Origin of the sequence: Roseixanthobacter psychrophilus (assembly GCF_043195195.1) — a bacterium.
GTDB lineage: Bacteria > Pseudomonadota > Alphaproteobacteria > Rhizobiales > Xanthobacteraceae > NCEH01.
Genome location: NZ_JBAFWT010000014.1, coordinates 1 through 25,944, shown reverse-complemented (window position 1 = coordinate 25,944; position 25,944 = coordinate 1). Strand labels below are relative to the sequence as shown.

Here is a 25,944-nt window from a genome sequence, read left to right as displayed (position 1 = left end):
TGTCTGCTCCGGCCCTCGGTTTCAAGCGGCCTTGCAGTCGCGCGCGCTCGGCGCCTAAAAGGGGGCCCTTCGAACCAATGACAAGGACCATATTATGCGCCCGAGCCGCCGCGCGAGCGACGAGATGCGAGCCGTTTCCTTCGAGCGCAATGTTCTGCGTCATGCCGAGGGCTCATGCCTCGTCAAGTTCGGCGACACCCATGTGCTGGTGGCCGCGACCCTTGAGGAGCGCCTGCCGCCGTGGCTGAAGGGCCAGGGGCGCGGCTGGGTGACGGCGGAATATTCCATGCTGCCCCGCGCCACGCTTGAGCGCACCCGGCGCGAAGCCACCACCGGCAAGCAGTCCGGCCGCACCCAGGAGATCCAGCGGCTGATCGGCCGTTCGCTCCGCTCCGTGACCGATCTCGTGGGCCTCGGCGAGCGCCAGATCACGCTCGATTGCGATGTGCTCCAGGCCGATGGCGGCACCCGCACCGCCGCCATCACCGGCGCCTGGATCGCCCTGCACGACTGCATGACCTGGATGTACTCGCGCTCCATGCTGAAGAGCATTCCCCTGCGCGAACACGTGGCAGCGGTCTCCTGCGGCATTTTCGAGGGGACCCCGGTGCTCGATCTCGACTATCCCGAGGACAGCAAGGCGGAAACCGACGCCAATTTCGTCATGACCGGCTCCGGCGGCATCGTCGAGATCCAGGGCACGGCGGAAAAGACTCCCTTCACCGAGGCCGAGTTCCTGCACTTGCTCTCGCTCGCCCGCACCGGCATCAACCAATTGGTGGATTTGCAGAAGCAGGCGGTGGCCTGATGTCCCATCGCCGGCTCGAGGGGCGGCTGGTGGTCGCCACGCACAACAAGGGCAAGCTCATCGAGATGCGGATGCTGCTCGAACCCCATGGGGTGGAGGCGGTCGCCGCCGGCGAACTGGGTCTGCCCGAGCCCGACGAGACCGGCACCACCTTCGCCGCCAATGCCCGGCTGAAGGCGGTTGCGGCGGCGCAGGCGGCGCAATTGCCCGCCTTCGCCGACGACAGCGGGCTGGTGATCGACGCGCTCGGCGGCCAGCCGGGCATCCATACCGCCCGCTGGGCCGGGCCGGAGCGCGATTTCGAAAAGGCGATGGAAACCATCCAGTCGCTTCTTGTGGCCCGAGGCGCCACCGATCCCGCGGCGCGCACCGCGCGCTTCGTCTCGGCCTTGTGCCTTGCTTGGCCGGACGGCCATGTGGAGGAATTCGAGGGCGTGGTGGAAGGCGAGCTGGTGTGGCCGACCCGAGGCGCGAAGGGGTTCGGCTATGACCCCATGTTCGTGCCCGAGGGCCATGCCCGCACCTTTGCGGAGATGAGCGCGGAGGAGAAGCACTCCATGCCGCCGCTCGGCTTCGGCCTCTCCCATCGCGCCCGCGCCTTCCGCCAATTGGCGCAGGCGTGCCTGGAGGGATGACCACGACCACCGCCTTTCCGCCTGTTCCCGCCTCAAGAGGTCCAGGCCCTCTCCCGCTTGCGGGGAAGGGAGCAGACCGTGCCGGTGAAGACACGGCGGGCGGTTTTGGCGTCTATGTGCATTGGCCGTTCTGCCTCGCCAAATGCCCCTATTGCGACTTCAACAGCCATGTGCGGCACGCGCCGCCGGACCAAGCGCGCTTCGTCGCCGCCTTTCGGCGCGAGATTGCGCACATGCGCGCCCTCACCGGGCCGCGGGTGGCGGGCACGGTATTTTTCGGCGGCGGCACCCCCTCCCTCATGGCGCCGGCCACGGTCGCGGCGATCCTGGAGGCGATCAACACCGCCTGGCCGCTTGCCGCCGATGCCGAGATCACGCTGGAAGCCAACCCCACCAGCGTCGAGGCCGAACGGTTTCGCGGCTATCGGGCGGCGGGCGTGAACCGAGTGTCGCTCGGCGTGCAGGCCCTGGACGATGCGGAACTGAAGGGGCTCGGCCGCATGCATTCGGTGGACGAGGCGCTTGCAGCCGTAGCCATCGCCCGCGCTGCCTTCGAGCGAGTGTCGTTCGACCTCATCTATGCCCGCCCGCGCCAGAAGCCGCAGGATTGGGCGCGTGAGCTGAAGCGCGCCATCGCCGAAGGCTGCGAGCATCTCTCGCTGTACCAGCTCACCATCGAGCCGGGCACCATGTTCGAGAAACTCTATTCCGCCGGCAAGTTGCTGATCCCCGACGACGATCATGCCCGCGCCCTGTGGGACGTGACGCAGGAGATCACCACGCAGGCCGGCCTGCCGGCCTATGAGATTTCCAACCATGCGCGCCCGGGCGCCGAGGCGCGGCACAATCTGGTCTATTGGCGCTACGGCACCTATGCCGGCATCGGCCCCGGCGCCCACGGCCGGCTTGCGGTGGAGGGAAAGCGCCGCGCCACCTTCACCCAGAAGCAGCCGGAGAAATGGCTGGACCTGGTGGAGGCGAACGGCCACGGCATCGTCACCGACGAAACGCTGGCGCGCGATGAACAGGCCGACGAATTGCTGCTCATGGGGCTGCGCCTCGCCGAAGGCGTGGATCTTACCCGCCATGCCCGGCTGGCGGGACGCGCGATTCCGCAGGCGCGCATCGCTCCGCTGGAAGCCGATGGTCTCGTCAGGCGCACCGGTGACCGGCTCGCGGCGACATCGGCCGGCTTCCCGGTACTGAATGCCATCATCGCCGCGCTTGTGGATTGACGCCTATTTCGGGAAGAAGCCATCGGGAATGTCGAATTCCCCTTCCAGCTTCACACCCGCGCGCTGAAAGAAGTCGGAGCCGAGCACGCTCACCGGATCGGTGCGGCAGGCGATGTCCGCAAGCGCCTTGCCATCCTTCTCCACCGCCACGCCGGCGATGCCGAGCGGCCCCCCCTGCGGGTTCCATTTGCCGATGGCGGTGAAGACGGTGTAACGGAACGGCGGCTTCTCGAACCGCAGCCAGGCCCCGCCGCCACCGGCGAACATCAGCCGGCCGGCGGTGAAGGCCTTGGCCGGCGGCGTGCCGGGCTCGGGATAGGTGAGTTCCACGCTGTGCGTGCGGCCATAGCGGTATTGTACCGCGCCTCGACCGGAGGCGAAGTCGCCGGAAGCGCAGACCGAAATGATCCGCGCTTCAGTCGGACAGGAAAAGATGACGGCTTCGTCCGCTTTGCACAGGCTGGGCTCAGGCGCGGCGCGGGCCGGGACCGCAAGCACTGCCAGCGCCAGCGCCGCCAGCAGGCGAGAGAACGGAAAAGCGGTGGATCCGAAAGACATGAGCGCGCCCCGCGGGAAGAATCGTAGGAAGACTATATCACGCGCGGCAGACCCTACCGTTCGCTGCGGGAGATCACGTCCATAAGTTCCGCGACCTTCTTGCGCTGCTCGTCGGCATCGCCGGAGCGGATCGCGTGCTCGACGCAATGGGCCACATGATCGCGCAGCACTTCTTCTTCCGCCCGCCGCAGGGCCGCGCGCACAGCGGAGATCTGGGTGATGAGGTCGATGCAATAGCGATCCTCCTCCACCATGCGCGAAATGCCGCGCACCTGCCCCTCGATGCGGTTGAGACGTTTCAGGACGGAGGACTTTGCCGGGTCACGCATGCTTGCCATATACCCCCGGTGGGTATAAATAACAAGTGATAGATACCCCCTGGGGGTTCTTCCGAGAAGTCAATTCGCGTCTTTCTGAGCAAGCGCAAAGACCGCCGCGCGCAGAGACGCAATGAGGCGACCATGGCACATGATCCGCACCCCCCGTCTTCCGCCTCCCCGACCGGGACAGAACCGGCCGCAAGCTGCTGCGGCGGCCCGGCGCCGCTGAACATGCCGGAAAAGCCGGCCGCCGCGCCCTGCTGCGGCTCGGCCAAAGGCGCCGAGCCGGGCAAGGCCGAGGCCGGGCACCAGCACGCGGGCCACGATCACACGGGCCACGATCACGCCAGCCACGATCATTCCGCCTGCGGCCATTCCCACATGGCCAAGGACCCGGTCTGCGGCATGGATGTGGATCCCCACACCGCCAAGCACCGGGCCGAGCACAATGGGCAGCCGTTCTATTTCTGCTGCGCCGGCTGCAAGACCAAGTTCGAGGCCGATCCCGAGCGCTACCTCGCCGACAAGGCGGCCCCCGCCGCGCCGGTGCCGGAGGGCACGGTGTTCACCTGCCCCATGCATCCGGAGATTCGCCAGATCGGCCCCGGCTCCTGTCCCATCTGCGGCATGGCGCTCGAACCGGACCTGGTGACCCTGGACGACGGCCCCAATGCCGAACTCCTCGACATGACACGCCGGTTCTGGATCGGCCTTGCCCTCACCGTGCCGGTGTTCGTGCTGGAAATGGGCCAGCACCTGTTCGGCCTGCACTTGCTGCCGCAGCAGACCTCGAATTACATCCAGCTCGTCCTCGCGACCCCGGTTGTGCTGTGGGCCGGCCTGCCCTTCTTCGAGCGCGGCGCCGCCTCGGTGCGCAGCGGGCACCTCAACATGTTCACGCTGATCGCCCTCGGCACCGGCGTGGCGTTCCTCTACAGCCTTGTCGGCACGTTCGCGCCCGGCTTGTTCCCCCAGGCGTTCCAGACCCATGACGGGGCCGTGCCGGTCTATTTCGAGGCCGCCGCCGTGATCACGGTTCTGGTGCTGCTCGGGCAGGTGCTGGAATTGCGGGCGCGCGACCAGACCTCCGGCGCCATCAAGGCTCTGCTCGGCCTCGCGCCCAAGACCGCACGGCGCCTCAATGCCGACGGGACAGAAGAAGACGTGGCACTGGACCTCGTCCATCCCGGCGACCGGCTGCGGGTGCGGCCGGGTGAGAAGGTGCCGGTGGACGGCACGGTGGAAGAGGGCCGATCCAGCCTGGACGAATCCCTCATCACCGGAGAATCCCTGCCGGTCTCCAAGGAAGCCGGCGACCCGGTGATCGCGGGCACGCTCAATGTCAGCGGCGGCATCGTCATGCGCGCGCAGAAGGTGGGCCGCGAGACCCTGCTGTCCCAGATCGTGCAGATGGTGGCGCAGGCCCAGCGCTCGCGCGCGCCGATCCAGAGGCTGGCGGATCAGGTCTCCGGCTGGTTCGTGCCGGCAGTCATCGCCGCCGCCCTGGTGGCCTTCGGCGTGTGGATGCTGGTCGGCCCCGAGCCGCGCCTCACCTTTGCGCTGATGGCCGGCGTGTCGGTGCTGATCATCGCCTGCCCCTGCGCCCTCGGGCTCGCCACCCCCATGTCGATCATGGTGGGTGTCGGGCGCGGCGCCCAGGCGGGCATTCTCATCAAGAGCGCCGAAGCCCTCGAACGGCTGGAAAAGGTCGATACCCTGGTGGCCGACAAGACCGGCACCCTCACCGAGGGCAAGCCCAAGCTCACCGCCGTCCGTGCCCTCGGCCGCACCGAGGACGAGGTGCTGCGCCTCGCCGCCAGCCTGGAAAAGCCGAGCGAGCACCCGCTCGCCGCCGCCATCGTCGCCGGCGCGAAGGCACGCGGACTGAAGCTCGCGGAGCCCACGCAGTTCGACAGTCCCGTGGGCAAAGGCGTGATCGGCATGGTGGAGTCCGAGACCGTGCTGGTCGGCCACGCCCCGTTCCTTGCCGAGCACGGCATCGCGACCGATGCCTTGGCGACCGAAGCCGAGAGCTTGCGCCGCGAAGGAGCGAGCCTCGTGTTCGTCGCCGCCGGCGGCACCCTCGCCGGGTTCATCGCGGTGGCGGACCCGGTGAAAGCCAGCACGCCGGCAGCCCTTGCCGCGCTGAAGGCGGACGGCATCCGGGTCATCATGCTCACCGGCGACAATCGCGCCACCGCCCAGGCGGTCGCGGCGCGGCTCGGCATCACCGAGGTGGAAGCCGAGGTCCTGCCCAAGGACAAGGCGGCGCTCATCGCGCGCCTGCGTAGCGAGGGCCGCATCGTCGCCATGGCGGGCGACGGGGTGAACGACGCCCCCGCCCTCGCCGCCGCCGACGTGGGCATCGCCATGGGCACCGGCACCGATGTCGCCATGGAGAGCGCGGGCATCACTTTGCTGAAAGGCGACCTTGCAGGCATCGCGGATGCCCGCGCGCTCTCGCGCGCCACCATGGCCAATATCCGCCGCAATCTGTTTTTTGCCTTCTTCTACAATGCGGCCGGCGTCCCGATCGCGGCGGGCGTGCTGTATCCCGTGCTCGGCCTGCTGCTCTCGCCCATGGTGGCGGCTGCCGCCATGGCGCTGTCCTCGGTCAGCGTCATCGCCAATGCGCTGCTGCTGCGCCGCTGGCATCCGCGATAGCCGTTGAAGGCGCGCCCGCCCCAGCCCATTGTGGGTGGGAACGGGATGGCGGCGAAGATGGATCGCGGACTTCCAGAGGCCGGCGCAGAGACGGACGGGGCAGCACCTCCCTTACCGCTCGCGCGCCGGCTCCAGACCGGAGCAGGCCGTGCGGCCCATGCGCTTCGGGGCGCGGGGAAGGCCGCGCTCGGCCTCGTGCTGCCCCCGACCTGCGTCTCCTGCGGCGCCATCGTCCACGAGGCCGGAGGCCTGTGCGGCGCCTGCTGGCGGCGCCTCGCCTTCATCGAGCGGCCCTATTGCGAGCGCCTCGGCATCCCCTTCGCCTTCGAACAGGTGGCCTTGGACCCTGAACCCCGCCTTTCGCCGCAGGCGGTCATGGACCCGCCGGCCTTCGACCGGGCACGGGCTGCGGTGCTGTTTGGCGATATCGCGCGGGATCTGGTGCATGGCTTGAAATATGGCGACCGGCTCGACATGGCGGCGCCCATGGCCCGCTTAATGGCCCGTGCCGCAGGCGACTTGCTCGCCGAGGCGGATTTGATCGTGCCGGTGCCGCTGCACCCCTTGCGGCTGTGGCGGCGCCGCTTCAACCAGGCCGCCCTGCTCGCCCGCCGCCTGTCGAAAGCGAGCGGCGTGCCCTGCCGCACCGACGTGCTCGTGCGTGCGCGCGCCACATCCTCGCAAGTGTCCCTCAGCCGGGCCGAGCGGCGCGCCAACGTGGCCGGCGCATTCAAAGTCCCCCCGCAGCAGGTCCATCACGTCACCGGCCGGCGGATTTTGATTGTGGACGACGTCCTCACAACCGGGGCGACACTGGACGCCTGCGCCCAGGCCTTGAGGTATGGGAAGGCCACTCATATTGACGCGGTGACCTTCGCCAGGGTTGTCGAAGCCGGCTGAAGGGCTTTATCATGCAACAATTCCGTGACGGCGATTTGGGCCGTCGCGCAGAGGGCTGCATGAAAACCATCGAAATTTACACCAAGAGCTGGTGCTCCTATTGCCACGCCGCGAAGGAGTTGCTGCGCCGCAAGGGATTGACGTTCACCGAGATCGACGTGACCACCGATTCCGCCGGGCAGGAAGAGATGTCCCGCCGCGCCGACGGCCGCACGAGCGTGCCGCAGATCTTCATCGGCGAAGTCCATGTGGGAGGCTGCGACGACCTCTATGCCCTGGAAAAAGCCGGCCAACTGGACCCGCTGATCGCAGCCTGAGCCGCACCGCAGAGGCGTGGCGCCCCGCCGGCCCTCTCCGCCGAAGCCGCCCTTCCCCGCCCGCCTTTCTCCTCGCGCCAGACGGGACGAGCCTCTACACTTCACTGTTGATCCTGACCCTGGCCGCCGCGAGCCCAAACCATGAGCGAAATCCAAAAGATCGAAACCCTGCGCGTGGGCCTCGTTCAGTTGCGCTCCGGGCGCGACGTGGGCGCCAATATTGAGATGGCAACGGCCCTGATCCGCGAGGCCGCGCAGGCCGGCGCGCAATATGTGCAGACGCCGGAGACCACCAATCTCATGGAGCTGGACCGCTCCGCGCTGTTCGAGAAGCTGCGGGAAGAGGAGGGCGACCCGGCACTCGCGGCCTTCCGCGCCCTCGCCCGGGACCTGCAGATTCATCTCCATGTGGGCTCGCTTGCGCTCAAGATCTCGGAGCAGCGGGCAGTCAATCGCGGCTTCCTGATCGCCCCCGACGGCGAGATTGCCGCACGCTACGACAAGATCCACATGTTCGACGTGGATCTCGGCAATGGCGAGAGCTATCGCGAATCCAATTCCTACAAGCCCGGCGAGCGCGCCGTGACCGCGCGGGTCGCGGGCGTGAAGGTGGGGCTGAGCATCTGCTATGATCTGCGCTTCCCACCGCTCTACCGCGCGCTCGCGGAAAGCGGCGCCGAAGTGCTCACCGTCCCGTCCGCCTTCACCCGTCCCACTGGCGAAGCCCATTGGCACGTGCTGCTGCGCGCCCGCGCCATCGAGAATGGCGCCTATGTGCTTGCCGCCGCCCAGGGCGGGCGCCATGAGAATGGCCGCGAGACCTATGGCCATTCCCTGGTGGTGGACCCGTGGGGCCGCGTTATCGCCGAAGGGGGAAGCGACCCCTGCGTGATCCTCGCCGAGATCGACCTCAACGAGGTTTCCGCCGCCCGCCGCCGCATCCCGTCCCTTCAGCACGGACGCAGATTCGAGGTCGCAGACACCGGCCAGGGCGGCCGTCTCCATCTGGTGGGGGCGGACACGTGATCCGTTACACCTTGCGGTGCGCGGCGAACCATGATTTCGAAAGCTGGTTCCCCTCCTTCGACAGCTATGAGGCCCAGCGCGGACGCGGGCTGGTCTCCTGCCCCCATTGCGGCAGCGTGGAGGTGGGCAAGGCCATCATGGCCCCGTCGGTCGCCCGCACCGACCGCGCACCCACGGCTGCGCCGGCCGCGAGCCCCGATCCGGCCACACCCGCGGCGCCGGCAACCGGAAGCCCGGTCGCCTTGATGGGGGACCAGGAACGCGAATTCCGCCGCCTGGTGCGCGAACTGCACGACCACGTCACCAGCAAGGCCGATTATGTCGGAGAGGATTTCGCCGATCTCGCGCGCAAGATGCATGGCGGCGAGATCGAGCATCGCTCGATCTATGGCGAAGCCAGCGCGGACGAGGTGAAGGCATTGCGGGACGATGAGGTGGAGGTGTTCCCCCTGCCCATCCTGCCGGAAGATCGCAACTGAACCGGATTTGAGGACTGAAGTCCGAGGTTCAGCCCATCGGCCCCGCGACGATGAAATAATTCACGTCCGTATCCGCCGAGAGCGCCCAGGTGCCGCGCAGCGGATCGAAGCTCAGGCCGCAAAGCTCCCGCATGGCAAAACCGCCCGAGGCAAGGGTGGCCTCGAACTCCTGCGGCGTCACGAACTTGTCCCAGCGATGGGTGCCGCGCGGCAGCCAGCGCAGCACATATTCCGCCCCGACGATGGCGAGGGCGAAGCTCTTGCCGGTGCGGTTGAGCGTCGAGCCGATGAACAGGCCGTTCGGCTCCACCATCTCCACGGCGCGCCGCACGAACAAGCCGACGTCGGCCACGTGCTCCACCACCTCCAGCGCCATCACCACATCGAACCGCGCGCCCGCGTCCGCCAGTTCCTCGGCGGTTGCGGCGCGATAATCGATGGCAAGGTCGCTGCGGGCCGCATGGGCGCTGGCGATCTCCACATTGCCAGTGGAGGGATCGATACCCGTCATCTCGGCACCCATGCGGGCCATGGGTTCGCTGATGAGGCCGCCGCCGCAGCCGATATCAAGGACGCGCAATCCCTTGAGCGGCCGCAGGCTGCGCGGGTCATGGCCGAAATGGCGCACCATCACGTCGCGCAGGAAGGCGAGCCGCACCGGGTTGATGGCGTGCAGCGGCGCCATCTTGCCCTTGGGATCCCACCATTCCTCGCCCAGCGCCTCGAAGCGGGCGACCTCGGCGGGATCGACGGTCAGGTTCGCTTGGGTGCTGGCCTGCGGCATGGGGGCCTCCTCTGGCAGGAGGAGAGGCTTACGCCAGTGCGGCGGCAGCGGCAAGGCGAGGGATCTTCGCCGGCGCAGCGGTGCCCCGGCGCGCGCGTCCCGGCAAATGTCCCGGCCAAGTGGAACGCCGACCTGCCGGCGCAGACCGCGAGCCGGGACCCAGCACATGACGCCGCCGAAGGCGCCTTTGCGAAAGCACAGTCGCTTCGCCTGCTGCGCAGGGCTCCTGTGCTGGGTCCCGGATCGGCGCTCCGGCTATGCCGTCGCTGGTCCGGGACAAGCGGTATAAGGCGCTCCTTCGCGGAAATCAGCCCCGCACCATCCCGACGATATCCTTCACGTCGCGGATGGTCTCATCGGCGATCACCCGCGCGCGGGCCGCGCCGTCGGTGAGAATGGCGTCGATCGCGCTGGTATCGGCCATCAGGCGCTGCATCTCCCCGGCGATGGGGCCGAGCTTGTCCACCGCCAGATCCACCAGCGCCGCCTTGAAGGCGGAGAACTGGCCGCCGCCATATTCATCCAGCACGCCCTGCTTGGTCCCGTCCGAGAGCGCGGCATAGATGCCGACCAGATTATCCGCCTCCGCACGCGCCTTGAGGCCGGCTTCCTCGGACGGCAGCGGCTCGGGGTCGGTCTTGGCCCTGCGGACCTTGCCGGCAATGGCATCCTTGTCGTCGGTCAGATTGATGCGGGAGAAGTCCGACGGGTCGGACTTGGACATCTTCTTGGACCCGTCGCGCAGGCTCATCACGCGGGTGGCGGGGCCGGCGATCAGCGGCTCGGTCAGCGGGAAATAGCCCTCGCCATGGCCGTTGGCGGCAATCGAGGCGGCGAAATCCACGTTGAACTTCTGGGCGATGTCGCGGGTGAGCTCCAGATGCTGCTTCTGGTCTTCGCCGACCGGCACGTGGGTGGCCTTGTAGAGCAGGATGTCGGCGGCCATCAGATCGGGATAGGCGAACAGGCCCACCGAGACGTTCTCGCGGTCCTTGCCGGCCTTTTCCTTGAACTGGGTCATGCGGTTGAGCCAGCCCATGCGGGCGACGCAATTGAAGATCCAGGCCAGTTCCGCATGACCGGACACCTGGCTCTGGTTGAACACCACATGGCGCTTGGGGTCGATGCCGCAGGCGATGAACGCGGCGGTGACCTCGCGCGTGTGGCGCTTCAGCTCTTCAGGATCCTGCCACACGGTGATGGCGTGAAGATCGACCACGCAATAGATGCAGTCGTGGCTGTCCTGCAGGGCGACGAAGCGCTTGATGGCGCCGAGATAATTGCCCAGATGCAGGTTGCCGGTGGGCTGCACACCGGAAAAGACGCGTTCCGCGACCGCCGCCATGGCGACCTCCCGAAGACCGGCGTGCACGAGGCACCGCCGTCAGACATGACAGCGCAGCGGCCGGACGGTCGCGCGCGAAGACGAAGCGCGCCTCATGCCACCCGCCGCCGCTCGGCGCAAGCTACCCGGGGGGCACACCCCGCGCCGCGCGGGGAAAGCGCCTCAGCGGGGCGGATTTGCCGCGTCGATGAAGGCGCCGATGGCGTCCTGCGTCGCCGCATCCCACAGCAGCGGGGCATGGCCCTCATCCTGCACGGTGTGGACGGTCAGGCCGGGATGGCGCGCGGCCATCTGCGCCACCGTGTCGACGCTGAGAATGTCGGACAGCGCGCCGTGCACCACCATGACGGGGATATCCTTCATGGCCTCGAACCCGGGCCACATGTCCGGCAGCACCGCGTTGGGATCGAAGGCCTTGAACGCTTCCGAGAGCGCCGGATCATAGGCGAGGTAGGGCACGCCGGCATCATCGCGATAAATCTGCCGGGCAAACCGCTCCCAGCCGGCATCGTCCAGGCTCGGGAACAGGAAGCCCTGGCTTGCCTTCAGGCCGGCGATCAAGGTCGGCCAATCGGAGAGGGCGGCGACGCCCACATAGCCGGAGATGCGGGCAAGGCCGGCCTTCTCGATCACCGGGCCGATGTCATTGAGCACCGCCGCAGCCATCAGGTCGGGCCGCGCTTGGGAAAGCACCATCATCACCAGCCCGCCACGCGAGGTGCCGACGAATATGGCCCGCGCGATATCGAGCGCCGCCAGCGCGGCGATGGTGTCACCCGCCTCCTGCACCGGCGTGTAGGTGGCCACCGGCCCGAAAGCCGAGCCGCCCCGCCCCCGGAAATCCAGCCCGATCACGCGCCGTCCCCGCGCCACCAGCGCCTGCGCCAAAGCTTCAAAATCGCGGGAATTGCGCGTCACCCCGGGCAGGCACACCACGGGCAGATCATCGCCGGGCGCGCCCCAGTCGCGGCCGAACAAGGCAAGGCCATCCGCCGAGGGATAGGCGAAGAAGCGGCAGGGTACGCAGGCAGGAACGGGTTCGGCCATGGGAACACTCCTTCGGGGCGCGCGCAGCCTAGGGGCAAGACCATGAAGCATGGAAGACCCTGAGGCACGGCACAGCGACGCGGGAGCGGCGTTCAGGCCCCCGCGCGCCGCAGGCCGCGCCGCACCAGAAGCGCCACCGCGCCATAGGTCACCACCCCCGCCCCCACCAGCACCGCCAGCCGGGCCAAAGCGGCGAAGGTGCCGGCGGCGGGCTCTTGCCAGAGCGCGGCGAGCCCCAAGACCACCAGCGCCATCAGCGCGCATCCCCCCAATAACCCGGCGAGGCTGCGCCCGAGCACGCCGTCAAAGTGCAGGTGCCCGGCCCGGACCAGGAGGCCGCCGATCACCAGCGCGCTCAGCATTGCGGATACCGCGACCCCACTGGCCGCCCCCGCCGGGCCGAACAGCACGCTGAGGCCGGCGCAGACCAGCAGGCAGGCCAGCAGCGAGGCGAGGCCGACCCGCTCCACCGTCCGCGTCATGCCGTGGGTCAGGGCGGTCGCCGACAGTACGCGCTCAAGTCCCTGCGCCGGCAGGGAAAAGGCAAGCGCGGTCAAGAGCAGCGCGGTCAGGTGCGCATCCTGAGCATCGAAGCTGCCGCGCTGGTAGAGCACGGTGACGATGGGACCTGCCAGCACGGCGAGCCCGGTGCCCGCCGGCAGGGCCAGCGCGAGCGCGGCCAGGCTCGCGCCGCTGGCGTGCCGCCCCCGCCCGCCCCCGCCCGCCGCCAGCAGCGGCACCAGAACCGCCCCGGCGCTGGCGCCCACGAGGCCGAGCGGCAGATCCACCAGGCGCTGGGCATAATTCAACGCCGCCACCGCTCCCGGCAGTGCGGAGACGGTGGCCGCCGCGATCAGCAGGCGGAACTGGGAGAGACCAGCAAACAACAGCGCGGGCGCGCAGGCGCGCAGCACTGCACGGGCACCGCGCCAATCGCTGCCGGGCCCGGTGGGTGTCGGCGCGCCCGTGGTGCCGCGGCTGGCGATGATCATCAGCGCAAGCTGGGCGACGCCGGCGGCCACCTGTGCGCAGGCGACGAGGAAGGCTGCGGTATCGGTGGCCACTTCGCCATGCAGGACGAGAAACAGGATCACCGTCAGCACCACGGCATTGGCGAGCCCCGGCGCGAGGGCGGGCAGGAATACGCGGTGCCCCGCATTGGCCAAGCCGCCGAAAACCGCCGCAGCGGCGGCGAGCGGCAGGTAGAGCAGCGCCACGCGGCCGCAGGTGACCGCAAGGTCCGCCCGGTCGCCGCCCAACGCGAAGCCCGGCGCGAGCAGCGCGATCAGCGCCGGCATGAACAAGGCGCCGAGCCCGGCCAGCACGATCAGGGCAAGGACAAGAAGGATCAGCACCGCGCGGGACAGGGCGCGCCCGGCCGCATCCCCGCCGCGTTCGCGGGCCGCTGCGAGGCCGGGCAGGAAGGCGGCATTGAACGCCCCCTCCGCCAGCAGGCGCCGCGCCAAAAGGGGCAGTGACAGGGCCGCCATCAGCGCATCCGCCGCCGGCCCCGCGCCGAGCACGGCGGCGGTGCCGGCATCGCGGGCAAAACCCATCACGCGCGAACCGAGCGTCGCGGCGGTCACGGTGGAGGTGCGGGCGAGAAGCGACATGAACCATCCAGGGCCTGGCAAGGGCTGCGGACCCCGCCGGCAGCCTCAGGACGCGCGCGAGGCCGGGCCGTCGAGGGGCAGCGCGATGACCACCAGCACCTCGGCCTTCTGCCGGCCAAGGCTGCGCACCTCATGCTTGATCTCGCCGGAGAAATAAAGGCAATCGCCTTTTTCCATGGTCAATTCGTCCGCCCCCAGCTTGACCGCGATGCGACCGCTGACGACGAACAGCATCTCCTCGCCGCCATGCTCCCAGCGCGGGCTGGCCTTCTGCAACGGCACGGTGGACGGCGTCATGAGGAAGGGCTCCATCATCTTGCGCGCCCGGCCCGCCGCCAGCGGCACGAGACCGAACGCACCATCCATGTGGGTCGCCGGGCCCTCGCCGGAACGATGCAGCGTATAACGCGGCGCCAGGTCGGCGTTGGGATCGAACAACTGGGCGATGTTGACGCCGAGCGCATCCGCCAGGCGCAGCAGCGCGGTGACGGAGGGCGTCTTCAGCCCGCGCTCGACCAGGGACAGATACCCTCGGGTCAACCGGCTCAGGCCCGCGAGATGGTCCAGCGTGAAGCCGCGCGCGAGGCGCAATTCCCGCAGATTGGGGCCAAGGCGATCCGCCCGGCTGACATCCAGCACCACTCGTCTCCCTGCCGCATTGCGCGCCGGTGCCCGGCCAAGGCGGCAATGGATAAGCGGGCCGGAAAAATTTTTCCACTGGGAAACACGATGGTCTGCGGAAATTTGCGCCGGGGATTTCTCGCAAGATGTGCAAACGCGAAAAATCCTGATCATCGGCGCGGCAATAGGCTGCCTCGTGCCGCAGTTTTGTGCATCTGCTCGATATGCATCATTTTGCGGCTATTGATTTCCAGGGGTAAACTTGTTTGACTTTGCGAGTGGCTCGCAGCTGACCGGGTCGAAATAACAGAGGGGACCATCATGGCCGACAGATCCATCACACGCCGCCATCTCCTCAGCGTCGCCGCCCTCGGCGCCGGTGTTTCCCTTCTCCCGCGCCAGCTTTACGCCGCTGCGTCCGTCACATTCGGTGTCGCGAGCCTGGATGTCAGCTACGCCTTCATCTACGCCGCCCTGAAGAAGGGCTATTTTGCCGAAGCCGGCCTGGATGTGGAACATCTGAACTCCCAGAGCGGCCCGCGGACCAAGCAGATGCTCTCGGCCGGGCAGGTGTTCGCCGCGTGCACGGGATCCAGCGACGCTGTCGCCCTGACCATGGCCGGCAAGCCATCCGTCCTCGTGTGCTCGTTCGAGCGTCGGCCGGCACTGGCCAACATCCTGGTCAGCAAAACGGCCTACGAGGCGGGCGTGCGGAGCGTCAAGGATCTCGCCGGCAAGAAGATCGGCGTCACGCAACCCCAGGCGCTGACATGGCTTCTCGGCGTCGCCATCACCGAGGCCGCGGGCTTGAAGGGCAAGGTGGACTTCCGCCCCCTGGGCGACTTCACCACCATGCTCGGCGCCGTGAAGGCCGGATCGGTCGACGGCTGCATCGCCTCGTTCTCCATGCTGGATGCGGCGGAAGCGGAGGGCTGGGGCGTGCCGATCTTCCGGGCCTACGACAGCGCCGAGTGGAACGCCGCCTTCAAGGGCGACCTGCCGGGCGTGGGCGTCTATGTGCTCAAAGACGTTCTCGAAGAGAAGCGCGCCGAAGTGCAGATGCTGGTGAACGGCCTCGTGAAGGGCACGGACTATGTGAAGGCCGCGGCCCCGGAGGAAATCGCGGAACTGGTGAAGTCCGGCTTTCTGCCCACGACCCCGCTGCCCGCCCTCGTCGAGGCGGCGAAGAAGTTCAAGACCACGTGGAACTTCGAAAACACCTACACCCCGGAAGCCTACGCCGACCTTATGACCTTGATGGGCGAAGGCCGGATGTATCCCTCCGCGGATCTTGCGGCTCGCGCGAAGTTCGCGGACCAAGTGGACAATTCCTTCGTCCTCAAGGCGCGGGGGAAAGCGTGATGCGGGTCATGATCCGCCTGGACGCGGTCGGCAAGACCTACAGTTCCAAGAGCACCCGGCACACCGCAATCGGCAGCGTATCGCTCGATGTCGCGCAGGGAGAGTTCGTGTGCCTCGTGGGTCCCTCCGGCTGCGGAAAGAGCACCTTGCTGAATATGGTCGCCGGCTTCCAGCCGGCAACCGCCGGGACGATCACGGTCGACGGCATGCCTGTGCTGCCGGGGTCCGTCCCCCATGGGCTGGGCTATCTGTTCCAGAAGGACACAGTGCTGCCCTGGCTCACAGTGGAGCAGAATGTCGGCCTCGGACCGCGCTTCGCGCACCTCCAGCCGGACCGCATCGCGGCAAAGGTGAAGAGCCTGCTCAAGCTCGCCAAGCTCGAACCCTACGCGCACTATTACCCCTACCAGATCTCGGGCGGCATGCGGCAGCGCACGGCGCTGTTGATGACCCTTGCCTGCGATCCCCGCGTGCTGCTGCTGGACGAACCGTTCGGCGCGCTCGATTCCCACACCAAGATTAATCTGCATCGCGAGCTGCACGAGATCTGGCGCCAATTGAACCAGACCATCGTCATGGTGACCCACGACCTCGACGAGGCGGTGGCCCTCGCGGATCGGGTGATCGTACTGTCGGGACCGCCCAGCCGGGTTCTGCTCGACCACCGCATCGACATTCCCCATCCCCGCGATCCCTACACGGTGCGCGAGACGGACGCCTTCAGCCAGCACCTCAAGGCCTTATGGGCAGTGCTCGGGCGCGAATACCAACGCACGCCGGACGGCCCGCAGGGCGTGATCGGAGCCGCAGCATGAGTCGCGTCGTGAACAGCGTCAATGCGCAACTCGAGCACCCCGCCCGCCCGCACCAGGGCCCGCGGTTCAGCGAAACCACGCGCGTTCGGCTCTACCAGCTCGCGCTCCTCGCCATCTTCCTCGGCCTGTGGGAGGGGCTGACGCGGGTGCCTTATCTGATCAAAAACACCTTCCTCGATCCGTTCTTCATCAGCCGCCCGTCGCTCATCGCAGAGCAATTATGGTCGTGGACCTTCGGCGCCCAGGCCGGCTTCCTGCTCCCGCACCTCGCCTCGACCCTTGGCGCAACGCTGCTGGGCCTCGCGGTAGCTGGCGTGACCGGCTTCGCCGCCGGCCTCGTCCTCAGTCAGAATCCCATCCTCGCCCGGACGCTGAACCCCTTCATCGTCTGCTGCAATTCCCTGCCCCGCATCGCCATGGTGCCACTGATCACGATGATGTTCGGGCTCGGGCTGCTGGCAAAGGTGGTCACGGTCTGGTTCGTGGTCTTCTTCCTCATCTTCTTCAACACCTTCAAGGGCTCCCTATCGGTGGAGACCCACATCCTCCAGTTCTGTCGGACCCTTGGCGCCTCATCGCGCCAGATCCTCTGGAGCGTGCGGGTTCCGAGCGCACTTGCCTGGACCTTCGCCGCGTTGCCCAACGCCATCTCCTTCTCACTGGTTGGCGTGGTCATCGCGGAGTTCGTCGGCACGACCACGGGCATGGGTTACCTGATCGTCTCCTCCCTCTCGACCCTCAACGCCAGCGAGATGTTCGCCGCCATCACCGTATTGGGCCTGGCGGGGATCTGCCTGGTCTCCCTCGCCGAGCGCGTGGAGCGGCGCCTCCTGCGCTGGTCGCCGCAATTCAACGAACGCTGATCCCTCGGAGAACGCCCATGAGCGATAAGACTTCGAACGCCATCGACTATTATTTCTGGATCAACTCGGATTGGGCCTATTTCGGCAACCCGCGCCTGAAGGCGATGGCCGAGCGTTACGCCCTGCCCGTCAATTATTATCCGGTCGATATCGGCTCGGTCTATGCCCGCACCGGCGGCATCAAGCTGCCGCTGCGCTCCAAGGAGCGGCGCGATTACCGTTTTCTCGAGATGCGGCGCTTCCGCGACATCCTCGGCATGCCGATCAATCTCGAACCGAAATACATGACCCAGTCGGTGGAGACCCCGTCGCGCTTCGCCATAGCGGCGATGCAGATGGGCCTTCCCCCGCACGATCTCATCCACGCCATCATGACCGCCCTGTGGGCCGAGGAGCGCGACATCGAGGACGAGGCGACGCTGGTGTCCATCGCGGACCACCTCGGGCTCGACGGTCCGGCGATCCTCGAACGCTCGAAGGGCAAGGCGGCGGTCCAGGCCTATTACCAAAACACCGATCTCGCCGTGCAGTCCGGCATGTTCGGCGCCCCCTTCTACGTCTTCCGCGGCGAAGGGTTCTGGGGACAGGACCGCCTTTCGATGCTGGACGACACCATCGCCCGTGCGCTCGGAAGGGCGCCGGCCCCCGCCGACCTCAAGGTGGCGTCATGATCACCCGTATCGGCGTCGGCAAGCGGCTCAGCGCCGCGACGGTCTTCGGCGGCATCGCCTATCTCGCGGGCCAGGTGCCCGACGATCTCAGCGTGGGCGTGGAAGCCCAGGCGAGCCAGGTGCTGGCCAAGATCGACGCGATCCTGGCGGAAGCCGGAACCGACAAGACGCGCCTGCTCTCGGCCACGGTATGGCTCCCCGACATTTCGGACTTCGCCGCCTTCAACACGGTGTGGGACGCGTGGGTGCCGGCCGAGCCGCCGGCCCGCGCCTGCATCGAAAGCCGCCTCGCCAATCCCGGGATCAAAGTGGAAATCGCCGTCATCGCGGCACTGCCAGCCTGAGGCTGCCCGGCGCGGCGCGCTTGCCGCACCGCCCAATCGTTGCGAACCCGCCCGGACGCAGAAGCCGGGCGGGCAGCGGGAACGTGCGTCCTGACGAAGAACAACCTTCCATCGTGGGGATTATCATGACCATCACCGAACGTCTGGCGGCGCCCGCCGCCGTATCGCCGCCCTCCACCATGCGCCGCATCATCTGGTCGTCCGTCATCGGCACCGCCGTGGAATGGTACGACTTCCTGATCTATGCGGTGGCCACCGCGCTGGTCTTCAACAAGCTGTTCTTCCCGGTCGCCGAGCCGGCGCTCGCCACCATCGCCGCCTTCGGCACCTATGCGGTGGGCTTTCTGGCCCGCCCGCTCGGCGCCGCGATCTTCGGCCATTACGGCGACAAGCTCGGCCGCAAGGCGATGCTCGCCACCACCATCGTCATCATGGGGTTCGGCACCTTCCTGATCGGCCTGCTGCCCACCTATGCCCAGATCGGCGTCGCCGCCCCGGCCCTGCTGGTGGCCCTGCGCTTCCTTCAGGGCATCGGCCTCGGCGGGGAATGGGGCGGAGCCGTGCTGATGGTGGTGGAGAATGCGCCCGCCGACCGGCGCGGCCTGTACGGCTCGCTGGTGCAGGTGGGAAACCCCATCGGCAATCTCGCGGCGCTCGGCATCTTCGCCATCATCTCGCAGATGCCGGACGCCGATTTCCTCGCCTGGGGCTGGCGCGTTCCGTTCCTCATGTCGGTGCTGCTGATCGGCGTCGGCCTGTTCATCCGCCTGCGGCTGGAAGAGACCCCCGCGTTCCGCGACCTCCAGGCCAAGCGCGAAGTGGCGCAGATGCCGATCGTCGAGATCTTCAAGTATCACCGCCGGCCGTTCTTCACCGCTGTGGGCCTGAAGATCGCTGAAATCTCCTATGCCTCCATCGCCGGCGTATTCGTCATCTCCTATGCGACGCAGACCCTCGGCATGTCGCGCGGCACCATCCTCAACGGCGTGATGCTGTCCTCCTTCATCGCTTTGTTCTCGATCCCGTTCTTCGGCTGGCTGTCGGACAAATGGGGCCGCAAGACCATGTTCTATCTGAGCTGCCTGTTCTGCATGGGATTTGCCTTCCCCATGTTCGCGCTGCTGCAGACCCGCGACCCGATGATCGTCTCGCTGACCGTGGTGGTGGCCATCTCGTTCGGCCAGATGGTGATGTTCGGCATTGGCGCGCCGTTCTACTCCGAACTGTTCGAGGCGCGCCTGCGCTATAGCGGCGCCTCGCTCGGGTTCCAGATCGGCGCGGCCATTTCCGGCGGACTCACCCCCTTTATCGCCGCCTCGCTCATGGCCTGGAGCGGCGGGGCCACCTGGCCGATCTCGATCTATCTGATCGGCTGCGGCCTCATCACCACCTTCGCCACCTACATGGCGCCGGAGACCGCCAAGAAGCCCCTAAACTGAGGCGCGCCGCGCTCACCCCGCGACCGCGCGTCGGCCGCCCCGGACCCCGGCACGCCGGGGTCCTTCGCATCGAACCAAGGAGCACCCATGCTTGCCAGCGACACGGCGGAAGCCCCGCGCACCGCCCTCACCACCTTCACCGGCGTGGTCCGGTGCCTGCACATCACCGCCCGCGCCTTCCTGCCCATGCGTGCCATGAACGAGATCAATCTGATCGCCGGAAAGGGCATCGAGGGCGACCGCTACATGATCGGACGCGAGGAGGGCTTCTATTCCGACCGGCCCGAGGACGGCCGGCAGATTACCTTGTTCGAGATCGAGACCCTCGATGCCCTCAAGCGCGACGCCGGCATCGAGATCGCCCCGCAGGACCATCGCCGCAACGTCACGGTGGAGGGCGTGCCGCTCAACCATCTGGTGGGCAAGCGCTTCCTGCTGGGCGAGACACTGCTGGAGGCGACCCGCCTTTCGGTGCCGTGCCGGCATATCGAGGAAATCACCGGCAAGGCCATCTTCGATCCCCTGATCAATCGCTCGGGCCTCAACTGCCGCATTCTCGTGGGCGGCGTGGTCCGGATCGGCGATCTGGTGCGGAACGTGTGATGGCACGCGGAACCCTCCGCACCGTCGTTGCCGAGATCACCGCCGGAGACGGGGTGAAGCGCTTCGTGCTGAAGGACCCGGACGGCTGGGACCTGCCCCCCTTCAAGCCCGGCGCCCACGTGGATCTGCACCTGCCCGGCGGGCTGCTGCGGACCTATTCCCTGTGCAATCCGCCGCACCAGAACGACCGCTATGTGGTGGCCGTGAAGCGCGAGCCGGCGGGCCGGGGCGGCTCGGCCCTGCTGCACGACGCGGTGCAGGCGGGCGACGAGATCGGCGTCACCTTGCCGCGCGGCGGCGTACCCCTCGCGGAACGGCGGCATGTCTTCATCGCGGGGGGCATCGGCGTCACGCCTTTCCTCTCCGCCGCCCATGCCTTGCTGGCCGAGGGACGGGACGACTTCACGCTGCACCTGCTGGCGCGCGGCGCGCCGCCTTTGGCGGAGGAATTGGCGCCGCTGGTGGCCGCGGGCCATGCCGTGATCCACGACACAAGGGCTGGGCCTCGGCCGGATCTCACCGTCCTTCTCGGCGCTCCGCGTACCGGCATCGCCCTCGCCTGCTGCGGGCCGGACGGACTGACGGACGCCTTCGAGGCGGCGACGCGGGACTGGCCCTTGGAGCAGGTGCACGTGGAACGCTTCGTGCCCCCGCCGGTCATCGCCGACCCTCAGGCTCGCCCCTACACGCTAGTGCTGGCCCGTAGCGGACAGGAGATCGAGGTGCCGCTGGGCGTGACCATGCTGGAGGCGCTGGAGCGCAGCGGCGTGCGGGTGCCGGCGTCCTGCGGCGGCGGCATCTGTGGCGCGTGCAAGGTGGAGTGGATCGAGGGCCGCCCGATCCATCGCGACCGCGTCCTCTCGCCCGAGGATCGCAGCCATGCGCTCATGGCCTGCGTCGCGCTGTCGGCGGAAGCGCGGCTGACCCTCGACCTTTAGGCCGGCTCAGGACGAGGCGCGCTCCTGCTCCAGCATGATGCGGATCCGGGCCGCCAGTTGCTCGATGGCGAAGGGCTTCGTCACCATCGCCATCCCCGGCTCCAGAAACCCGCCCGCGATGGCGGCATTCTCGGCATAACCGGTCATGAACAGCACCTTGAGGGAGGGGCGCAGGGCGCGCGCGGCGTCCACCATCTGCCGCCCGTTCAGGCGCGGCAGGCCGATGTCGGTCACCAGCAGGTCGATCTTGCGCTCGGACATCAGCAGATCGAGCCCCGCCTGCCCGTCCACAGCCTCGATCGCGGCATAGCCCAGCTCATGCAGGACCTCGATGATCAGGCCACGCACCACCCGATCGTCCTCCACCACCAGCACCACCTCCGCGTCGACCGACAGATGGCTGTCGTCGAGATCGCGCGGGCCGGTCTCCCCGACCGCGTCGCCGTGGTGGCGCGGCAGGTAGAGCTTCACCGTGGTGCCGTGCCCGACCTCGCTGTAGATGCGGCAATGGCCTTCGGACTGCCGCGCGAACCCGTAAATCATGGACAGGCCGAGCCCGGTGCCCTGGCCGATCGGCTTGGTGGTGAAGAAGGGATCGAACGCCCGCTCGATCACCTCCGGCGCCATGCCGGTGCCGGTGTCGGTCACGCTGAGGCAGACATATTGTCCGGGCGAGACGCCGTGGGCGCGGGCCGCATAGAGGCCGTCGAGGTGAACGTTGCAGGTCTCGATGATCAGCTTGCCGCCGTTGGGCATGGCGTCACGCGCATTGATCACCAGATTGAGGATCGCATTTTCCAGCTGATTGGCATCGCACAAGGTGAGCCAGAGACCTCCCGCGAGCACCAGCTCCAGATGAATGCTTTCGCCCATGGTTCGCCGCAGCAGATCCTCCATGGATGTGACCAGCGGATTGGCCTGCACCGGCTTCGGATCCAGCGGCTGGCGGCGGGAGAAGGCCAGCAGGCGGTGGGTGAGCGCGGCGGCGCGGCTGGCCGAGCTCATGGCATTGGCGACGAAGCGATCGAGTTCCGCGGTACGTCCCTGACTGACCCGGCGCTGAAGAATATCCAGCGAGCCGGTAATGCCCTGGAGCAGATTGTTGAAATCGTGGGCGATGCCCCCGGTCAATTGGCCCACCGCCTCCATCTTCTGGGCCTGACGCAATTGCTCCTCGGTCTGGCGCTGATCCGTCATGTCGCGCCCGACGATATAAAGTCGCCCGGTATCGGCGGCGAGGGTCCAGGCGAGCACGCGATAGGAGCCATCCTTGCGGCGGCAGCGATTTTCGAACCGCCCCACCGCACGGGCCTCCCGCGAGCGGGCAAGGGCGGCCTGAGTCGCCGGCATGTCATCGGGATGCACCAGATCCAGGAAACCGCCCGTAAGCAGATCGCCTTCGCTCCAGCCGAGCAGGTCGCTCCAGGCGCCGTTGACCGCTTCGAGGCCGCCGTCTTCCCGGCACACGCCCATGAGATCCCCACTGAGCCGCCACAGCCGGTCGCGCTCGCGGGTGCGGTCGGCCACCTGGGCCTCGAGGGATTCGTTGAGGCGGCGCAGTTCCGTCTCGCGCGCGCGCAGGGCATCCTCGGCGCGGCGCTGCTCGGTGATATCCTGTCCTTGGATGAAGATGCCGCCAACCGAGCCGTCGGCATCGATCACCGGCTGATAGATGAAATCGAGGACGCGTTCCTGCAGAGGCTGGTTCGGCGTGGTGCGCAGCATCACCGAAAGCCCCCGCGCCACGAATGTTTCACCCGTGCGGTAGGCGCGGTCCAACTCGTCCAGAACGCGGGAGCCGGCCAGCTCCGGAAATGCCTCGCGCGCCGTGAGGCCGACCAGCGGACGCTCGCCCACCAGCCGCATATAGGCGGCATTCGCCAACTCCACCACATGATCGCGGCCGCGCAGCACGGCGGTGAAGGTGGGGGCCTGCTCGAACAGGTTGCGCAGCCGCTGGCGCTCGCGGTGCAACTCGACATTGGCTTCCTGCACCGCCTCTGCGCGGTCGAACACCTCCCCCTCGATCAGCAGCGAGGGACTGGCGGACGTCGCCCCCACGCTCAGGCGCAGATTGTGAAGCTCGGTCACATCCACCGTGTACTGCACCACGTAGCCCACCGCGCCGTCCTCGCCGAACAAGGGGGTATGGGTGGCGCTCCAATAGCGCATCTCCATCGCGCCGTCGGGCCGCTGAATCGGATAGGGAAGGAACGGCAGATCGTCGCGCACCTTGTCGCGCAGCACTCGCTCCAGGGAGGCCCGCAGCATCTGGTTGGACTTCGAGGCCGGGTCGCTCGGGAACGCCTCGAACATCGAAATACCGGTAATGTCCTCCCGCCGCCGCATGGTGACGCGCAGATAGGCCTCGTTCATGCCGACGATCTTGAAATCCGGCGCCATGATCACGTAAGGATTTGGCACGGCGTTGAAGAGCGCGGCGAGGTCGATTCCCCGCAACCCCACATTTGTGAACACGCGCGCCTCCTTCGCTGCAGCGCGCCTGACCGCCGATGGCGCGCGCCGACAGCGATGTTATCGCCCGCATCGGTCCGCGCCTCAACCGGGGCGAGAGGTATTTTACTGCGATTTGAGGCTCATAGCTGGACCTGAGCGGCCGCCACGTGGCGCGAGCGCGCGGCGGGGAAACCGGGCCATCACGCAGCCGGCAGGCCACCCGCACCGCGGCGCATGCCGTCCACCGGAAGCCATGGCGTGAACCCAACCGCACGCGGGATCATCACCGGCCTTGTCGGCCCGCCCCTGCTTGGTGTCTGATCCCGTTTTGCAGTGCGGCAGGCGCTCAGCGCCGGGCCGGGGGAGGCCGGGCGATGAAGGTGGTGATTTTAGGATCGGGGGTCATCGGCGTGACCCTCGCATATTATCTCGCCGCCGCCGGCCACGAGGTGGAAGTGGTGGATCGGCAGGCGGGTCCGGCGCTGGAGACCAGCTTCGCCAATGCGGGCGAGGTCTCGCCCGGCTATTCGGCGCCTTGGGCCGGGCCGGGCCTGCCGCTGAAGGCCATCAAATGGCTCATGATGAAGCATCGGCCGCTGGTCATCCGCCCGCAATTCGATGCCGCCATGGTCGCGTTCGGCCTGCGCCTGCTGACCAATTGCACCCATGCGCGCTACGAGATCAACAAGAGCCGGATGGTGCGGCTTGCCGAATATAGCCGCGATTGCCTCATTGCCCTGCGCCAGCAGACCGGCATCGCCTATGACGCGCGCATGCAGGGCACGCTGCAGATGTTCCGCACCCAGCAGCAGCTTGACCATGCGGGCGAAGACATGGCGATCCTCGATCGGTTTTCCGTGCCGTACGAGTTGCTAGACCGCGCCGGCTGCATCACTGCCGAGCCGGCGCTCGGGCGGGTCGCGGAAAAGATCGCCGGCGGCCTGCGCCTGCCGGGCGACGAGACCGGCGACTGCTTCAAGTTCACCAATGCACTCGCCGCGCTCGCGGCTGAGCGGGGCGCGGTCTTCTCCTACGGGCGCGCCCTGCGGGAGATCCAGCACGACGGCGCCAGCATCACCGGCGTCGCGACCCATGGCGGGACCATCCGGGGCGATGTTTACGTGGTCGCGCTCGGCAGCTATTCGACCAAGGCGGTGCGCCCGCTGGGAATCCGCCTGCCGGTCTATCCGGTGAAAGGCTATTCGCTGACCATCCCCATCACCGATCCCTCCGGGGCGCCGGAATCGACCGTGATGGACGAAACCTACAAGGTTGCGGTCACGCGCCTCGGCGACCGCATCCGGGTCGGCGGCACGGCGGAACTGGCGGGCTTCGATCTCTCGTTGCGCCATTCGCGCCGGGACACATTGGAGCATGTGGTCAGCGACCTGTTTCCCCAGGGAGGGAACGCCAAGGCCGGCTCCTTCTGGAGCGGTCTGCGGCCCATGACGCCGGACGGCCCGCCGATCCTCGGCAAGGCAAAATATCCCAATCTCTTTCTCGGCACCGGGCACGGCACGCTGGGCTGGACCATGGCCGCGGGCACCGGGCGCCTGCTGGCCGATCTGATCACGAACCGCACGCCCGATATCGATACCGAGGGGCTCACGCTCGCCCGCTACGGTTGAGGCGAGCGCCGCGGCCCCATCAGCCGATGGATCGCGTCACACCCCGGCTGGCATAGCGCTCGGCCCATTTGGCGAGCCGCACGAAGGGCAGGCCGATGAGCAGATAGATCGCCGCCACCAGCAGGCCGGTGCCGAAATAATCATAATAGGTGGTGGAGATCAGCTCGTAGGTCTTGGTCAGTTCCACCAGCGAGATCACCGACACCAGGGAGGAGTCCTTGATGAGCGAGATGAAATCGTTGGTGGTCGGCGGCAGCACGATGCGCGCCGCTTGGGGGATGATGACGTTCCGCAGCGCCTGGCGCTCGGTCATGTTGAGCGCGATGGCCGCTTCCATCTGGTTGCGCGGAATGGCCAGAAGCCCGGCGCGGTAGTTTTCCGCCTCATAGGCCGCATAGTTCAGGCCCAGCGCGATCACGCCCGCGACGAACGGTTCGAGCTGCAATCCCACCTTCGGCAGGCCGTAATAGAT

General features: G+C 67.7%; 26 protein-coding genes. 17 read left to right on the top strand and 9 right to left on the bottom strand.

Annotated features, from left to right (window positions below; all coding sequences use genetic code 11):
• The first annotated feature begins 94 nt into the window (after window positions 1-94).
• The 3 genes from rph to hemW are packed head-to-tail and all read left to right on the top strand — an operon-like array spanning window position 95 to window position 2,678.
• Window positions 95-808, top strand: a complete 714-nt coding sequence (gene rph, locus V5F77_RS14105) for a ribonuclease PH (RefSeq protein WP_429005994.1) — start codon at window positions 95-97, stop codon at window positions 806-808.
• Window positions 808-1,443, top strand: coding sequence for an RdgB/HAM1 family non-canonical purine NTP pyrophosphatase (rdgB, locus tag V5F77_RS14100; protein ID WP_429005993.1), 636 nt, complete (start codon window positions 808-810; stop codon window positions 1,441-1,443). Before rph ends, rdgB begins: the two co-directional genes overlap by 1 nt.
• The gene (hemW, locus tag V5F77_RS14095; protein ID WP_429005992.1) at window positions 1,440-2,678 is read left to right on the top strand and encodes a radical SAM family heme chaperone HemW; all 1,239 of its coding nucleotides are present in this window, start codon (window positions 1,440-1,442) and stop codon (window positions 2,676-2,678) included. Before rdgB ends, hemW begins: the two co-directional genes overlap by 4 nt.
• 3 nt (window positions 2,679-2,681) lie before the next feature.
• On the opposite strand, the gene V5F77_RS14090 is transcribed toward hemW, so the two are convergent.
• Complete coding sequence (locus V5F77_RS14090; RefSeq protein ID WP_429005991.1) at window positions 2,682-3,236, bottom strand: hypothetical protein; 555 nt, start codon at window positions 3,234-3,236, stop codon at window positions 2,682-2,684.
• 53 nt (window positions 3,237-3,289) lie between these two features.
• Window positions 3,290-3,565: a metal-sensitive transcriptional regulator gene (locus V5F77_RS14085; protein ID WP_429005990.1), complete on the bottom strand. Its 276-nt coding sequence runs from the start codon at window positions 3,563-3,565 to the stop codon at window positions 3,290-3,292.
• Between the two features lie 372 nt (window positions 3,566-3,937).
• Here V5F77_RS14085 and V5F77_RS14080 point away from each other — a divergent pair, with 372 nt between their 5' ends.
• The 5 genes from V5F77_RS14080 (at window position 3,938) to V5F77_RS14060 (ending at window position 8,942) form a co-directional block, all read left to right on the top strand.
• Complete coding sequence (locus tag V5F77_RS14080) at window positions 3,938-6,220, top strand: heavy metal translocating P-type ATPase (protein WP_429006080.1); 2,283 nt, start codon at window positions 3,938-3,940, stop codon at window positions 6,218-6,220.
• Window positions 6,221-6,277: 57 nt separating this feature from the next.
• Window positions 6,278-7,120, top strand: a complete 843-nt coding sequence (locus tag V5F77_RS14075; RefSeq protein WP_429005989.1) for a ComF family protein — start codon at window positions 6,278-6,280, stop codon at window positions 7,118-7,120.
• A gap of 59 nt (window positions 7,121-7,179) precedes the next feature.
• Entirely contained in the window at window positions 7,180-7,437 is a 258-nt protein-coding gene (gene grxC, locus V5F77_RS14070) for a glutaredoxin 3 (RefSeq protein ID WP_429005988.1), read from the top strand.
• 141 nt (window positions 7,438-7,578) lie between these two features.
• On the top strand, window positions 7,579-8,463 hold the full coding sequence (locus tag V5F77_RS14065) for a carbon-nitrogen hydrolase family protein (protein WP_429005987.1): 885 nt from the start codon (window positions 7,579-7,581) through the stop codon (window positions 8,461-8,463).
• Window positions 8,460-8,942, top strand: coding sequence for a DUF1178 family protein (locus V5F77_RS14060; RefSeq protein ID WP_429005986.1), 483 nt, complete (start codon window positions 8,460-8,462; stop codon window positions 8,940-8,942). Before V5F77_RS14065 ends, V5F77_RS14060 begins: the two co-directional genes overlap by 4 nt.
• Before the next feature lie 28 nt (window positions 8,943-8,970).
• Here the strand turns inward: V5F77_RS14060 and ubiG are convergent, their stop codons facing one another.
• The 5 genes from ubiG to V5F77_RS14035 form a co-directional block, all read right to left on the bottom strand.
• A complete protein-coding gene (ubiG, locus tag V5F77_RS14055) occupies window positions 8,971-9,726 on the bottom strand; it encodes a bifunctional 2-polyprenyl-6-hydroxyphenol methylase/3-demethylubiquinol 3-O-methyltransferase UbiG (RefSeq protein ID WP_429005985.1) in 756 nt (251 codons plus the stop codon).
• A gap of 307 nt (window positions 9,727-10,033) precedes the next feature.
• Window positions 10,034-11,071, bottom strand: coding sequence for a tryptophan--tRNA ligase (trpS, locus tag V5F77_RS14050; protein WP_429005984.1), 1,038 nt, complete (start codon window positions 11,069-11,071; stop codon window positions 10,034-10,036).
• Window positions 11,072-11,233: 162 nt separating this feature from the next.
• The gene (locus tag V5F77_RS14045; RefSeq protein ID WP_429005983.1) at window positions 11,234-12,118 is read right to left on the bottom strand and encodes an alpha/beta fold hydrolase; all 885 of its coding nucleotides are present in this window, start codon (window positions 12,116-12,118) and stop codon (window positions 11,234-11,236) included.
• 92 nt (window positions 12,119-12,210) lie between these two features.
• The gene (gene murJ / locus V5F77_RS14040; RefSeq protein ID WP_429005982.1) at window positions 12,211-13,731 is read right to left on the bottom strand and encodes a murein biosynthesis integral membrane protein MurJ; all 1,521 of its coding nucleotides are present in this window, start codon (window positions 13,729-13,731) and stop codon (window positions 12,211-12,213) included.
• Between the two features lie 45 nt (window positions 13,732-13,776).
• A complete protein-coding gene (locus V5F77_RS14035; RefSeq protein ID WP_429005981.1) occupies window positions 13,777-14,370 on the bottom strand; it encodes a helix-turn-helix domain-containing protein in 594 nt (197 codons plus the stop codon).
• 303 nt (window positions 14,371-14,673) lie between these two features.
• Between V5F77_RS14035 and V5F77_RS14030 the strand changes: the two genes are divergently transcribed.
• From V5F77_RS14030 to V5F77_RS13995, 8 genes are all read left to right on the top strand, one after another.
• Window positions 14,674-15,714: an ABC transporter substrate-binding protein gene (locus tag V5F77_RS14030; protein ID WP_429005980.1), complete on the top strand. Its 1,041-nt coding sequence runs from the start codon at window positions 14,674-14,676 to the stop codon at window positions 15,712-15,714.
• On the top strand, window positions 15,714-16,529 hold the full coding sequence (locus V5F77_RS14025; RefSeq protein WP_429005979.1) for an ABC transporter ATP-binding protein: 816 nt from the start codon (window positions 15,714-15,716) through the stop codon (window positions 16,527-16,529). The genes V5F77_RS14030 and V5F77_RS14025 overlap by 1 nt, the downstream gene beginning before the upstream one ends.
• Window positions 16,526-17,392, top strand: coding sequence for an ABC transporter permease (locus V5F77_RS14020; protein WP_429005978.1), 867 nt, complete (start codon window positions 16,526-16,528; stop codon window positions 17,390-17,392). Before V5F77_RS14025 ends, V5F77_RS14020 begins: the two co-directional genes overlap by 4 nt.
• A gap of 17 nt (window positions 17,393-17,409) precedes the next feature.
• Window positions 17,410-18,063 (top strand): 2-hydroxychromene-2-carboxylate isomerase, encoded by a 654-nt coding sequence (locus V5F77_RS14015; RefSeq protein ID WP_429005977.1) that lies wholly within the window; start codon window positions 17,410-17,412, stop codon window positions 18,061-18,063.
• Complete coding sequence (locus V5F77_RS14010; RefSeq protein WP_429005976.1) at window positions 18,060-18,407, top strand: RidA family protein; 348 nt, start codon at window positions 18,060-18,062, stop codon at window positions 18,405-18,407. Before V5F77_RS14015 ends, V5F77_RS14010 begins: the two co-directional genes overlap by 4 nt.
• A 125-nt stretch (window positions 18,408-18,532) precedes the next feature.
• Entirely contained in the window at window positions 18,533-19,846 is a 1,314-nt protein-coding gene (locus tag V5F77_RS14005; protein ID WP_429005975.1) for an MFS transporter, read from the top strand.
• 87 nt (window positions 19,847-19,933) lie between these two features.
• The gene (locus V5F77_RS14000) at window positions 19,934-20,449 is read left to right on the top strand and encodes an MOSC domain-containing protein (protein ID WP_429005974.1); all 516 of its coding nucleotides are present in this window, start codon (window positions 19,934-19,936) and stop codon (window positions 20,447-20,449) included.
• Window positions 20,449-21,387 carry a PDR/VanB family oxidoreductase gene (locus V5F77_RS13995; protein WP_429005973.1) on the top strand — a complete coding sequence of 313 codons (939 nt, stop codon included), beginning with the start codon at window positions 20,449-20,451 and terminating at the stop codon, window positions 21,385-21,387. Before V5F77_RS14000 ends, V5F77_RS13995 begins: the two co-directional genes overlap by 1 nt.
• Before the next feature lie 6 nt (window positions 21,388-21,393).
• On the opposite strand, the gene V5F77_RS13990 is transcribed toward V5F77_RS13995, so the two are convergent.
• Entirely contained in the window at window positions 21,394-23,865 is a 2,472-nt protein-coding gene (locus tag V5F77_RS13990) for a hybrid sensor histidine kinase/response regulator (RefSeq protein ID WP_429005972.1), read from the bottom strand.
• Window positions 23,866-24,218: 353 nt separating this feature from the next.
• On the opposite strand from V5F77_RS13990, the gene V5F77_RS13985 reads away from it, so the two are divergent.
• Window positions 24,219-25,472, top strand: a complete 1,254-nt coding sequence (locus V5F77_RS13985; RefSeq protein ID WP_429005971.1) for a D-amino acid dehydrogenase — start codon at window positions 24,219-24,221, stop codon at window positions 25,470-25,472.
• Window positions 25,473-25,491: 19 nt separating this feature from the next.
• Here V5F77_RS13985 and V5F77_RS13980 read toward each other — a convergent pair.
• A partial coding sequence (locus V5F77_RS13980) for an amino acid ABC transporter permease (RefSeq protein WP_429005970.1) occupies window positions 25,492-25,944 on the bottom strand: 453 nt, incomplete at its 5' end.

Coding starts and splice junctions, on each gene's coding strand:
- rph (WP_429005994.1), top strand. CDS start 95: ATGCGCCCGAGCCGCCGCGCGAGCGACGAGATGCGAGCCGTTTCCTTC.
- rdgB (WP_429005993.1), top strand. CDS start 808: ATGTCCCATCGCCGGCTCGAGGGGCGGCTGGTGGTCGCCACGCACAAC.
- hemW (WP_429005992.1), top strand. CDS start 1,440: ATGACCACGACCACCGCCTTTCCGCCTGTTCCCGCCTCAAGAGGTCCA.
- V5F77_RS14090 (WP_429005991.1), bottom strand. CDS start 3,236: ATGTCTTTCGGATCCACCGCTTTTCCGTTCTCTCGCCTGCTGGCGGCG.
- V5F77_RS14085 (WP_429005990.1), bottom strand. CDS start 3,565: ATGCGTGACCCGGCAAAGTCCTCCGTCCTGAAACGTCTCAACCGCATC.
- V5F77_RS14080 (WP_429006080.1), top strand. CDS start 3,938: ATGGCCAAGGACCCGGTCTGCGGCATGGATGTGGATCCCCACACCGCC.
- V5F77_RS14075 (WP_429005989.1), top strand. CDS start 6,278: ATGGATCGCGGACTTCCAGAGGCCGGCGCAGAGACGGACGGGGCAGCA.
- grxC (WP_429005988.1), top strand. CDS start 7,180: ATGAAAACCATCGAAATTTACACCAAGAGCTGGTGCTCCTATTGCCAC.
- V5F77_RS14065 (WP_429005987.1), top strand. CDS start 7,579: ATGAGCGAAATCCAAAAGATCGAAACCCTGCGCGTGGGCCTCGTTCAG.
- ubiG (WP_429005985.1), bottom strand. CDS start 9,726: ATGCCGCAGGCCAGCACCCAAGCGAACCTGACCGTCGATCCCGCCGAG.
- trpS (WP_429005984.1), bottom strand. CDS start 11,071: ATGGCGGCGGTCGCGGAACGCGTCTTTTCCGGTGTGCAGCCCACCGGC.
- V5F77_RS14045 (WP_429005983.1), bottom strand. CDS start 12,118: ATGGCCGAACCCGTTCCTGCCTGCGTACCCTGCCGCTTCTTCGCCTAT.
- murJ (WP_429005982.1), bottom strand. CDS start 13,731: ATGTCGCTTCTCGCCCGCACCTCCACCGTGACCGCCGCGACGCTCGGT.
- V5F77_RS14030 (WP_429005980.1), top strand. CDS start 14,674: ATGGCCGACAGATCCATCACACGCCGCCATCTCCTCAGCGTCGCCGCC.
- V5F77_RS14025 (WP_429005979.1), top strand. CDS start 15,714: ATGCGGGTCATGATCCGCCTGGACGCGGTCGGCAAGACCTACAGTTCC.
- V5F77_RS14020 (WP_429005978.1), top strand. CDS start 16,526: ATGAGTCGCGTCGTGAACAGCGTCAATGCGCAACTCGAGCACCCCGCC.
- V5F77_RS14015 (WP_429005977.1), top strand. CDS start 17,410: ATGAGCGATAAGACTTCGAACGCCATCGACTATTATTTCTGGATCAAC.
- V5F77_RS14010 (WP_429005976.1), top strand. CDS start 18,060: ATGATCACCCGTATCGGCGTCGGCAAGCGGCTCAGCGCCGCGACGGTC.
- V5F77_RS14005 (WP_429005975.1), top strand. CDS start 18,533: ATGACCATCACCGAACGTCTGGCGGCGCCCGCCGCCGTATCGCCGCCC.
- V5F77_RS14000 (WP_429005974.1), top strand. CDS start 19,934: ATGCTTGCCAGCGACACGGCGGAAGCCCCGCGCACCGCCCTCACCACC.
- V5F77_RS13995 (WP_429005973.1), top strand. CDS start 20,449: ATGGCACGCGGAACCCTCCGCACCGTCGTTGCCGAGATCACCGCCGGA.
- V5F77_RS13985 (WP_429005971.1), top strand. CDS start 24,219: ATGAAGGTGGTGATTTTAGGATCGGGGGTCATCGGCGTGACCCTCGCA.